The 12,149-nt window shown below is 31.8% G+C and carries 10 protein-coding genes; 1 reads left to right on the forward strand and 9 read right to left on the reverse strand.

Annotated elements, in window-relative coordinates:
• Window positions 1-62: 62 nt before the first annotated feature.
• The 6 genes from GBO31_RS06765 to GBO31_RS06790 form a co-directional block, all read right to left on the reverse strand.
• Entirely contained in the window at window positions 63-620 is a 558-nt protein-coding gene (locus GBO31_RS06765) for a YbhB/YbcL family Raf kinase inhibitor-like protein (protein WP_219007575.1), read from the reverse strand.
• Window positions 621-709: 89 nt separating this feature from the next.
• Complete coding sequence (locus GBO31_RS06770) at window positions 710-1,549, reverse strand: helix-turn-helix domain-containing protein (protein WP_219007576.1); 840 nt, start codon at window positions 1,547-1,549, stop codon at window positions 710-712.
• Between the two features lie 121 nt (window positions 1,550-1,670).
• Window positions 1,671-3,191: a CocE/NonD family hydrolase gene (locus GBO31_RS06775; RefSeq protein WP_219007577.1), complete on the reverse strand. Its 1,521-nt coding sequence runs from the start codon at window positions 3,189-3,191 to the stop codon at window positions 1,671-1,673.
• A 209-nt stretch (window positions 3,192-3,400) separates the two neighbouring features.
• Window positions 3,401-3,988 (reverse strand): carboxymuconolactone decarboxylase family protein, encoded by a 588-nt coding sequence (locus GBO31_RS06780; RefSeq protein ID WP_219007578.1) that lies wholly within the window; start codon window positions 3,986-3,988, stop codon window positions 3,401-3,403.
• Between the two features lie 63 nt (window positions 3,989-4,051).
• A complete protein-coding gene (locus tag GBO31_RS06785; RefSeq protein ID WP_219007579.1) occupies window positions 4,052-4,909 on the reverse strand; it encodes a helix-turn-helix domain-containing protein in 858 nt (285 codons plus the stop codon).
• A 206-nt stretch (window positions 4,910-5,115) separates the two neighbouring features.
• Window positions 5,116-7,320, reverse strand: coding sequence for a tetratricopeptide repeat-containing hybrid sensor histidine kinase/response regulator (locus tag GBO31_RS06790; protein WP_219007580.1), 2,205 nt, complete (start codon window positions 7,318-7,320; stop codon window positions 5,116-5,118).
• 366 nt (window positions 7,321-7,686) lie between these two features.
• Between GBO31_RS06790 and pbpC the strand changes: the two genes are divergently transcribed.
• Window positions 7,687-10,038 (forward strand): penicillin-binding protein 1C, encoded by a 2,352-nt coding sequence (pbpC, locus tag GBO31_RS06795; RefSeq protein WP_343211290.1) that lies wholly within the window; start codon window positions 7,687-7,689, stop codon window positions 10,036-10,038.
• A 48-nt stretch (window positions 10,039-10,086) separates the two neighbouring features.
• Here pbpC and GBO31_RS06800 read toward each other — a convergent pair whose 3' ends face one another.
• The 3 genes from GBO31_RS06800 to GBO31_RS06810 form a co-directional block, all read right to left on the reverse strand.
• Entirely contained in the window at window positions 10,087-10,992 is a 906-nt protein-coding gene (locus GBO31_RS06800; RefSeq protein ID WP_219007581.1) for a transporter, read from the reverse strand.
• 117 nt (window positions 10,993-11,109) lie between these two features.
• On the reverse strand, window positions 11,110-11,577 hold the full coding sequence (locus tag GBO31_RS06805) for a CYTH domain-containing protein (protein WP_219007582.1): 468 nt from the start codon (window positions 11,575-11,577) through the stop codon (window positions 11,110-11,112).
• A gap of 44 nt (window positions 11,578-11,621) precedes the next feature.
• Window positions 11,622-12,125: a hypothetical protein gene (locus GBO31_RS06810; protein ID WP_219007583.1), complete on the reverse strand. Its 504-nt coding sequence runs from the start codon at window positions 12,123-12,125 to the stop codon at window positions 11,622-11,624.
• Window positions 12,126-12,149: the final 24 nt, after the last annotated feature.

Raw genomic sequence — 12,149 nt, forward strand, 5'->3', positions numbered from 1 at the left:
AAAGCATAAGACCTTTGGGCTTATGCTTTTTTAGTAGTACTTATTTTTTGATGATAAATAGTCTAGACTTTTTTCCTTTGGTAGTATGCCACAATACTTGCCTTAGCTATTGTATTATTCCATAAATAATATCCTACTACAGCAGGGTTTGTGTCTGCATTTAATCCAAGTTTATCGGTTTTTAAAGCATAAATGGTTATGATGTATTGATGTAATCCATGTCCTTGTGGAGGACAAGGACCGCCATACCCTTGTGTACCATAATCTGTAATACTTTGAATAATTCCTTTTGGCATTAAGTTTAATGCAGTATTGCCCGCACCAGATTGTAATTCAGTGCTATTTTTTGGGATATCGAAAACTACCCAATGCCACCATCCACTTCCAGTTGGCGCATCTGGATCATACATGGTAATAGCAAAACTTTTAGTTCCTTTAGGAGCATTTTTCCAAGATAATTGTGGAGATTGATTTTTTCCGGTACAACCAAAACCGTTGAATTCTTCATTAATTGTAGCTTCACCGCCTAGATTGTTACTTGATAAGGTAAAGGTATTTTGTCCAAAAATTGAACTTGTAAAAGCAATAATGACTGCTATCATAAAATTCCGACGTTTCATACTATTTGTCTTTTAATTATGGGAGCAAATTTATGTGGGATCGTATGAAATCAGATATGGGTTTTAGTCCAAAAAGTATTGCTAAAAGCTCAACTTGATTGATACTGTTTTGGGGTCACTCCAAATTTAGTTTTAAAGGCCTGAATGAAATTAGAAAGACTTTCGTATCCAATTTCTTCAAAAATGTCTGATGGACGTTTTGATTTGTTTTTTAATAAGTAGGCAGAATGTTCTAATCTTTTTTCTTGAAACCATTTACTAGGAGAAGCATGAAAATGCTTTTCAAATTCTCGTTTAAATTTAGAAACACTCATATTGGAGAGAAAAGAAAGTTCTTTTAGCGTTAATTTATTTAAACGATTACTTTCTACAGTTTGTATAAATCTTTGAGTTTGATCATCGATATTCTTTGTAAAAGCATATAAAAAATCTACCCCTTTTAATTCTATGAGATAAAGCATGATCTCCTCAAATTTTGTAGGTAATATTTTATCTTGAATCGCAGGAGAAAGTTTTACAATATCCAAAAGACTGTCTACAAATCTTTTTATAAAAGTATCATATTGAAAAGAATAGGTGGAATAGAGGGTAGTGTTGTTTGATGCTTGTAATTCAAATTTTCTAATAAATTGTAATATATCCTCATTAGTGAAAAAGAAAAGAACACTGCGATAATGTTCAGAATTATTAGATAGCTTTTCGGTCATTAAACAATGACCGGATTTTATCAATAAGAATTGACTATTATCAATGGCATACGAAGAATCGTCGAAAAATACTTCTTTTAAACCTTTCTGGAGAAAGCTAAAGGTATTTGTATTTAGCGAGATTTGTTGCCTGGCAATTTCCTTATTACTTTCGTAATCATAAACAGCCATAGACTTGGAAGTATCCAAATTTAATTCATCTGGTAAGACAATGGTCTTCATGTAAATTTATTTACTATTCGAATTAATTGAAAACAATACCATCACAATGTAAAAATTAGAATGGATGTATCAAAGAAATTAATGAAACAGCCTGTTTTTGATATGAATTAAACTAAGAACTCTACTGTTTCAATAATTTTAGTTTGTTTACGGCATTTTGATTTTGAGGATTTAGCGCTAGCGATTTTTTGAAATTGATAATTGCATTTTTAACGTCTTTATTAAGTAAATACGCTTCTGCCAAACTATCATAAAGATTTGAAGAATCGGGATAAATATGTAAAGCCAATAAAAATACCTGGATACCTTGCTCTATTTTGTTTGGATCAAAAGATAACCGTAAGCCTAAAGTATTGAGCATTCCTTCTTCTAACATGAGTGTTGGATGTTTTTCTTTTTCGCGTTGATATAGCTTAATAAGATCTTGATAATTTTGATATAATGCCAGATCATTAAAATCTCGATAATTAAAAGCCTTCTTTGATCCCTTTTTTGTTTTTAGAGAGACTAGTTTATCATTAATTTCTAGAGATGCTATAGATCTATTTTTGTTACCATTTTCTTTCAAATAAAAATTTAGAAACTGTAAAGTATATTGAGATAACAGACGATAAGACCTCATAATTTCATCATCACTTTTATCTTGTCTTTTATCTCTATTGGCAAACAAAACTCCAAAGGAACTAAAATAAGAATGTGTTAAATCATGAAACTTAAAACTATATGCTTCATTATACTTTAGAGAGTCATATAGTTTGAATTGGTAATTTAATTCGGCAGGAATTTTATCGCTTATGAGTACTGCTTCTGGAATGTCTTTTTGGGCAAAATGAATATATGGAATATCAAACCTTTGTATATTGAAATAAGGTGATTTGTTTAATACTTTGTAATTATATCTTTCAGAACCATCTAAGCTTATCAATGCTTTTATATTAGGGTTTTTCATGGCTGTGATTATATTCGATAAGCCACCAAAACTGTATCCCATTAGTGCTATTTTATCCATAGTTATATTGCTATAGTTATGGATTTCTTTTAAAATAAATTCTGTATCTCTAGATTGTGTTTCTGCAGCTCTGGGAGTTGCACCTTCAAGTTCTTTGATACTTGTTCCTCTTGATGGGCTTGATATAATTACGTAGCCATAACTGGCTAGATATTCAAACATAGCAAAATTTTCAATAGAAGTAGCTTCATAACTAGAAGCGTATACAATTACTGGAAATTTTTCCTTCAACATAGGTGCGTTAGCAAATGAATGGGCTTGTTCCGGTAGATGCGCCTTGTTCTGTGGAGTATTCCATAGATAATGAAACCAATCTAATAAGTATTCATCTGGTAAGTTCTTCCATTCTTCCTCTTCTTTCAGGATTTGCAGATAATCTAGTACGTTTAATTGTTGAGAATTCTTAATGTTCGTATGGGCAGGATACCATACACTTACAGGAATGGGTCTATATGTCAACTGATTATTAAACTCATTTTTAATACGGTAGGTTCTAGTACTATCGATTAAAGTATAGTGTTTAAAACCCACTTTGTGTGCTCCATATGGGAGGTTTATTTCTTTTAGTGAAGTTTGACAAAAAACGAATTGTATTTGGAGAGATGTAACAATTAATAAAGTAAGTATCCGCATGGCTTTAGGAATATTGATTCTTTTTTATAGATTCAATTATATGCTGATTGTTACAGTTGATATCTTCGTATCTAATTAATTAAGTACAGAAACAGTATTAAAAGTATAAGAGTTATTCTTATAAATTTTATATACGCAAAAAGTCAGTTACATAACTAAACACGTAACTGACTTTTAATATTATATTCTGATAATGAATTTAGGTTTTGTTACCTATACTCAGAATCATAGTTAAGACTGTTGGAAATATCAGCAAACATTTCATCTGGAATGTTTATTGCAAGTTGATTGGCAAAATTCGAAAGTACTTTTGCAGCAATATTAGTGATTACATCTAGTGCTTGCGGCTTTGTATATCCAGCATCAAAGAAGTTTTGTAAACTCTGATCACTTACTCTTCCCTTTTTATTATATACATCTTTAGTAAACTCGTGCAACACATTGAACTTTTGATTGGAAAGTTTTTGTTTGTTAATAATCTCTTTAAGGTCGTCAGGATTTGAGTTAAATAAAACTTCTCCAGCAAAAGTATGACCGCCAGCGCAATAAGCACACGCATTTTCTACTGCTATTGTCATTTGAACAATATTATTTTCTTCAGGAGATAACGTTCCAAATTCTGCTAAGTAATTTTGTGTATCTACATAAGAAAGCAATGTTGCTGGAGCAGATTCTAATAACCTCCCTAAATTAGGTACGGTATTGAATTTTTCTTGGTACCAATTAATTCTTTTGGCAACTTCAGGAATTGGGTTTTCATTTAATTCTAGGCTAAAATCTCTTGCAGTTGTTTTCATTTTTATTTGATTTATAATTACCAATACAAAAATGAAAAGAAGCGATAAAAAGATGTTTTATAATTAGTTCAATGATTTACTAAAATGGGTCAATTTGTAATTAGTAGGAGAAGTACCATAAAAAGATTTGAAGGTTTTAGAAAAGTGTGAAACATTGGCAAAACCACAATCATAGGCAATATCAGTTGCTCTTAAATCTGTTGTGCTTAGTAATTGAATAGATTTTTCAAGTTTTTTTTCTCTTAAGTAAGTAGCAGGAGATGTTTTATATATTTTTTTGAATTCTCTTTTAAAAGTTGAAAGACTTTTATTTGTTAAATGTGCTAATTGCTCTAATGTGATATTCGAAAAATGATGAGCTTCAATAACTTCTCTAAAAGTATAAGAGGTAGGATGAAATAAATTGGAAAGTATAGAGCGGATCGCTGGAGCATTTTTAGTTTGATTCAGCAATAGTATAATCTCTTTTATTTTTAGGACCAAAATTTCTTCATTTACCAAGTCTGGGTTTTCAAAATAAAACAAGATACTTTCAATATATTTTTTGACCAAAATATCACTTTGTATTTTGGACATCCCAGCTTCCAACGGTTGCTTGTTTTTTAGAAAATTAGGAAGCTTGTTTTCATAAACTTTTTGTAAGACTTCAGGATGAAAATGTACCGCTAATCCTTGGTATTCTTCAGATGTTTTAGAGGGTAACATATTACAAGAATAATTACCACATTTCATTAAAACCGACTCTTCCGAAGCTACCTTTAGTTTTTCTGTTTCTGAAATGGAATCGTATGTTCCTCTAATGATATATAAAAAGCAAGCTTCATTGTGCATGAGGTTCGGCTTTTTAAAGGGAGGTGTCAGTGTAATAGTTTCAAATACTATTTTTCCAAACAGATCAATCTTTTTATAATCAAGGATCATTACTTTTTATGTAAAGATAATCTTTAGGGAACTATTTGTTTTTGATAATTAGGTCTTTTTTGTTGTCAATTTGGGTCAAAATTACAACATCACTTTTTATATTGATTGAGCAAAGAATGCTCTAAAACCACTTGATAGTAGTATAAACAAGGAAAATTATAGTACTGTATTGTTTATTATTTTGATCTTTTTTTTAGGAACTGGTTCTAAGAACTATTTACTACAAGATTTTTTTCTATAGCATAACGAAGGTCTTTTTTATTAAGCGGTTTGTTAATCAAATCATTCATACCTGCTTTTTTACAATCATCAAAAACCTCACTTAATTCGGAAGCTGTTAATGCGATAATGGGCGTACTTTTATTAAATTCTCTAATTTCTAACGTAGCTTGCATACCATCCATCACAGGCATATTGATATCCATTAATATGAGATCGAATTGTTCTTTTTTTATGGCTTGTACAGCCTCAATTCCGTTTGCTACAATCTCACAATCACATCCAATATTCTTTAATAAGTTTTTGGTTACCAATTGATTGATCTTATTATCTTCTGCTACCAAAATTTTAGCATTAATAGTATCTTGTTCTTTTTGTTCTTGATCTTTATCTGATAATTGTAAACTTTCCGCGATATCAACATCTAATTCGAAATAAAACAAGGAACCAATTCCCTTTTTACTTTCAAAATAAATCTCACTTTCCATTACTTGTACAAGATTTTTAACAATAGAAAGTCCAAGTCCTGTTCCTTGCTTATTGTCATAGACACTTCCTATCTGTGAAAATTCTTCAAAAATGTATTCTTTTTGATCTTCAGGAACTCCCATTCCTGTATCCTCTACTTCATAACGAATCTTAACTTTAGTGCCTTCTTTGGATATTAATTTAATCCTAAGCCATATTTTTCCTTGATCAGTAAATTTGATAGCGTTTCCAAGAAGGTTAATCAGTACTTCAGAAATTCTTAACGCATCAACATTTAGTAGTTTTGGTATTTTATGATTGTGTTTCAAGATAAGCTCGTTTCCTTTTTTTTGAGCTTGATATTCAAAAGATTGTAAAATATTTTGTGCTAATGAATGAACATCTGTAGGTGTTTTGATAAGTCCTGTTTCTTCAGAATCAATTTTACTAACTTTCAATACATTGTTTACAAGATCAAGTAAGTAGTCAGCAGAAAACTTTAATGAATTAAGTAGCTTTTTATCTTTATTCGATTGCTTTTCATTTTCTAATAATATAGAAGAAATACCAACTACCCCATATAATGGAGTTCTAAGTTCATGGCTAATGGTAGAGATAAATTGTGATTTAATCTTACTTAATTTTTCAGCTTGTGATTTGGCTTCATATAATTCTGAATTTTTGACTTCAAGAATTTCGGTAATCCTTTTCTTAGATTGATATCCTCTGTAATAGAAGAAAAACGCAACCGCTAATAGTAGGAGAGCAGCAGAAGAGATGAAAATAATGAGCTTATTATTTTTATCAATATCTAGCAATAAATCTTTTTCTCTTTCAGCTATAGCTAATCGCTTTTCATATGCATCCACCTTAGATCTAATTTTTGCTGTTTTGTTGCTTTTAGATCTTGCATTGTCAAAAACTTTACGTTCGTTTTCATTAAGTAATTTTAAATCAGCGATTGCCCTTGGATAATCTCCAATATCTTCGTACATCTCTGATCGATATTGGTAGAAATAGCTTTTCCCTTTAGGCCAATAGGATTCATCTTGTAAGTATTCAAATGATTTGTCAAAGTATTCTTCAGCTCTAGCAATATTTCCTTGATATGCATAATTTCTTGCTCTTAAAAGATACAAAGAACTTCTATCCACTTGAATGCTATCAGGAATACTTGCATCTATACTATCAGCTTCTTTGAGATACATTGAGGCCTCATCGAATCTATCCAAGTCCATATAAGTCCAGATCAGATTATGTAATGGAACCTGATATTGTCCAATATGAGGATTTTTCTTTCCGAGTTCTACGGCTCTTTGATAATATTTTAGTGCACTTTCATAATCATTATTTCCATCATAATAAATATTAGCCAAACTATGTAAAATATATGGCAACAGTATTTTATCCTCAGTTTTTTCAGTKTGTTCTAAGGCTTTGAGAAAGTTTTTAGTAGCATTTTCATAATCAATAATTTCATATTGAACAGTTCCCATTAATAGGTAAGCATGAGACAGATAGTGATCGTTCTTAAGCTCTCGTGCATAATTAACCGCCTTAAAAGCATATTCAATAGATTCATACATGTCATTGGAAACACGTAATTTTTCAGAAGTTCTTAATAAAACGTCTAGGCTGTCAACTTTTTGATAAGAAGGTTTATCCTGAGAAAACGCAATTAAAGTACATAAAACAGCAATTATGTAGATGGTATTTTTTTTCAATTCTAAACAATTTTATTAAAAATGAACACATCTAATAACAATATCATTGGATGTATTACGTAGTTTTATTTTTCATTTTAAGCCCTATGATTCTTGATTTATTGGAAGATATTACAAAGTTGGTTGTGTTAAAAGTGTCATAATTTAGTGAAATTACATGGTTTATTCGTAAAGTTTTTTAAGAAAACTAAAGAAAATGTGAATTGAACCTATAGAAATTAGGGGAATTTTACACTTTTTTCAACTATTGAAAGTTTGCTAGATTTAGAAGAAGAATAGATTGATATTTAAATTTCGTAAAGTTTCAATAATATCTAAATACATTTACATAAATTTCATCATTATTATCCCAATGTAGTTAATACTGTGTTTGCTCTACTCGTAAATTTTGTAAAAAGACATCCAAAGAAACTTTGTTTTGCAACAATAGTATTGATATGGTATTATTTTTCGCTGCCTAAACCTCTATTTGATGATCCTACCGCTACGGTTATTGAAACTAGAAGTGGAGAATTGTTAGGAGCCAAAATAGCTAAAGATGGACAGTGGCGTTTTCCGGAAACGGATAGTGTGCCACGAAAGTTTAAGGAATGTATCCTAGCTTTTGAAGATCAACAATTTTATAGACATTTTGGATTTAATCCTGTTGCGATGATCGAAGCTATTAGTGAAAATATAAAAGCAGGAAAGGTAGTAAGAGGTGGTAGTACCATTACCCAACAAGTAATCCGACTTTCCCGTAAAGGTCAAAAGCGAACCTATTTTGAAAAATTAATCGAACTTATTTTGGCCACTCGATTAGAGTTTGGTCAATCCAAAGAAGATATTTTAAAACTATATGCATCTTATGCACCATTTGGTGGTAACGTAGTTGGAATTGATATGGCTTCTTGGCGATATTTTGGTTTGCCTGCACACCAATTATCATGGTCGGAAAGTGCAACATTAGCAGTATTACCCAATGCACCTTCTTTGATTTATCCCGGTAAGAACCAAACGCAATTATTAACAAAGAGAAACCGATTACTCAAGACATTATTAGAGCAAGAGAAAATTGATTCTATAACTTATGAATTGTCAATAAGTGAATTGTTACCACAACGTCCTTATCAATTACCACAAGATACTCCACATTTATTAGATAGATTGGCATTAAAAAATACAGGCGAGCGTACACAAACTACCATTAACAGGTCATTGCAGCAACAGGTAAATAAGTTGGCAGCACGTCACTATACATCTTTAAAACAAAATGAAGTTTATAATTTGGCGGTTTTAGTATTAGATGTTCGTACTAGAGAGATATTAAGTTATGTGGGTAACTCTCCAACAGATAAGGCACATCAGAAAGATGTAGATATTATTAGAGCGGCGAGAAGTACAGGAAGTACCCTGAAACCGTTGTTGTATGCAGCGACGATGGATAAAGGAGAGTTATTACCAGAACAATTAGTATCAGACATACCGACGGTAATAGCAGGGTACACTCCTATGAATTATGATGAAACTTTTAGCGGAGCCGTTCCTGCAAATAAAGCACTGGCAAGGTCGCTAAATATCCCAGCGGTAAGGTTGTTGCAACAATATGGTTTGCAACGTTTTAGAGATGAATTAAATGTGTTTCAAATTAAAGATCTAAAATACAGTGCAGATCATTATGGATTATCACTGATTGTTGGTGGTGCAGAGGGCAATCTATGGGATCTATGCAAAACCTATGCTGGTCTAGCAAGTACCCTAAACCACTATGAAGAATCTTCTAGTGAATATTTTAGTAATGAATTTGCTGAACCTATTATTAACATAAATCATAAAGTTGATTTTGGTAAACCTTTGCAGCAAAAACAGGTATTCGGTGCTGGAAGCATTTGGTTAACTTTTGAAGCTATGAAAAAAGTAAATCGGCCGGAAGGAGATGAAGCCTGGGAATTTTATGATTCGGCTAGAGAAATTGCCTGGAAAACTGGAACAAGTTTTGGAAATCGAGATGCATGGGCTGTTGGAGCAAGTAAAGATTATGTAGTGGGTGTATGGATTGGAAATGCAGATGGAGAGGGAAGACCAGAGCTTACAGGATTGAACTCTGCTGCACCATTGTTATTTGATGTGGTTAATTTATTACCTAATTCTAATTGGTTTCCAATTCCCTATGACGATCTGGTAGAAGCGGAAGTATGCGAATTAAGTGGTTTTTTGGCTGCTTCAGGATGTCGTTCTAAAAAAATGTTGATTCCTCTATCTGGAATGAAGACAAAACCTTGTCCATACCATCAATTAATTCATTTAGATCCTACACGTTCATTTCAGGTGAATTCTTCTTGCGAAGCTGTAGATAATATGATTCATGAGTCTTGGTTTATATTACCACCCTTACAAGCCTATTATTTTAAAAGTAAAAATGCAAATTATAGGGCGTTGCCTCCATATAGACCAGATTGTAAAAAAGAACTGGTAGGAACTATGGATTTTATTTTTCCGAAAGGAAAGAGTAGTGTGTATTTACCCAAAGGTTTTGATGGAAAGGTTAATCAAGTAGTGTTAAAAATAGCACATACTGAACCAGAAACAAGAGTCTTTTGGTATGTGGATAACAAATTTATTGGGGTTACGAAGCAGTTTCATGAAATGCCAGTGCAACCAAAACCAGGAAAGCATATTATTACTGTAATAGACGAAAAAGGAAACGAACTCAAAAAGAGAATTGAAATCAAAGAATAAGCCTATATCCCAATGCGTTATTGAGATATAGACTTTTGATATATTGGTTTACAAAGGTTTATATACTAATCCAAGAGAGAATGAAGTTTCTTTACTAAAATTACGACCATCTAAGTTCTGATTGTAAGCGGTAGAAACACCGATTTCGTTTTTATAAACAGGAATATACAGGTTCACATTTAGATTGGTATAATCAACTTCAGTTTCTGGAAGTGCTCGTGGTCCTCCAGCTTCGGCAAATTCTGGAGTTCCAATATCCAACCCATCCATAGAATCCTGCACAGCCAATTGTACATGTGTGTAAAAATAATTGTTAAAATACCCTAATTTTATACCATATACCATAGCGTTAGGAACGTCGAAATCACTATTATCTTTTAAGCTATACCCATACTGAAGTTCTGTAAAGAAATTCACCTTAGTAGTCAATTGTGCCATAACATTCGCATTAAGAGTATTTGCATTATTCCCTAAGGATAAAACACCTTCAGGTTCATAATTACCGACTGGAATACTTGCGCCAACCGCAGCACCTAAACCAAGTTTGCCTAAAGATTGTATGTCTTTTTCTAAAATTCTTCCTTTTAAAAAGACACTTAAATCCTGAATACCATCCACACTTGATGTTCCCTGTACGGGATCTGGCTCTCCTGTTTCGCTCTCTATAAAAATATAAGGCATGTTAAGAGATGCAGATAACCAATTAGTAATTCCGTACTCACTATATAAATTTACGATATATGATGATATTTCACCTAAACCAGCTGGATTACCATCTGTAAGTTCGGTTCCTCTATAAAATCGATCGTATTGTTTAAATGAATAGCTCGGAGCGATTGTAAGCTCATTTTTTTGTGGATAAAATCCACTTACTTCTGTTTGTGCTGCCAAAGGAGCGGATAGACATAATAATGCCATTGCCCCTAAAAGAGACTTTTTAGATTTGCGTAACATAATAATTTATTTAAAAAGGTTAATAAGCCTCCTTAGACGGGGAATATTTACCCATAATTACAAACTAAAATGTTACATATTTGTTAATTGAAATATTATCAAATTTTGGAAGTTTTTTTACCAATTTCGGAATGGATGCTTGCTTAATTGAGAATTATAATATTTAGGATCGCCTGTTACCTCATTTCCTAACCAATCGGGTTTATGAAAAGTTTCATTTTCATCTTTTAATTCAATTTCTGCAATAATTAATCCTTCATTATCTTCAAAAAACTCATCTACTTCAATAACGTGATCTCCAAAAGGTATCTCATATCTGTTTTTTTTGATAACTCCTTTTTCGCAAATTGTTATTAATTGCTTCGCATCTTCAACAGTAATGTTCTTTTCCCATTCAAATCGAGTAGTTCCAGATCTATTACTTTTACCTTTTACGGTAATATAGGCTTCTTCACCTTTGATTCTAATTCTTACGGTTCTTTCGGGATCAGTATTTAAAAACCCTTGAATAATAAGTGTGCTTTTATGCGCTTCTTGTTTATAAACATCTGAAGACACTAAGAATTTACGCTCTATTTCAATCATTGTAATTTCGAATCTTTTTTAAAGAATTTATAAGAACTAAGCTTCTATTTAACCTTTAGCATTAATGCCTCATATGGACTACAATCACCTGGTTCGTTTTTATAAACAAATTCCACTTCTGCTTCTTTTTTATCCGAAGCCTGTATCCTGATTAGGATACTAAAATCTTCTTTTTGATCTTCAAATTCAATAAAAGAAAATTCATAATCTCCCTCTGGATATGTATTGGTTTTGGTGGTGATTTTAAAATCTTTACGAACAGCGTTTCCACTACACTCGCCTTCGCACAATTGATTGGAATATATGATGTTATATTGGATTTCATATAGCGAAAACCAGTTAATTCTTAGCTTTTGAGAAAAATCATCATTTGTATTCTCCTCCTTAGCCATAAAAACCATATCAAAGGAATCATCTGATTTCTTAGTACTATTATTTTTTTCAATTTTAGGTGGGTCTGGCTTTTCTTCAACCTTACTCTCTTTATTTGTATTGGTTGTATTAGTACAACCAATACAAATAAGTAAGAATAACAATAGGTATTTCATGGAAATATTAATTTAATCTTCCCG

Origin of the sequence: Aquimarina litoralis (assembly GCF_019295435.1) — a bacterium.
GTDB lineage: Bacteria > Bacteroidota > Bacteroidia > Flavobacteriales > Flavobacteriaceae > Aquimarina > Aquimarina litoralis_A.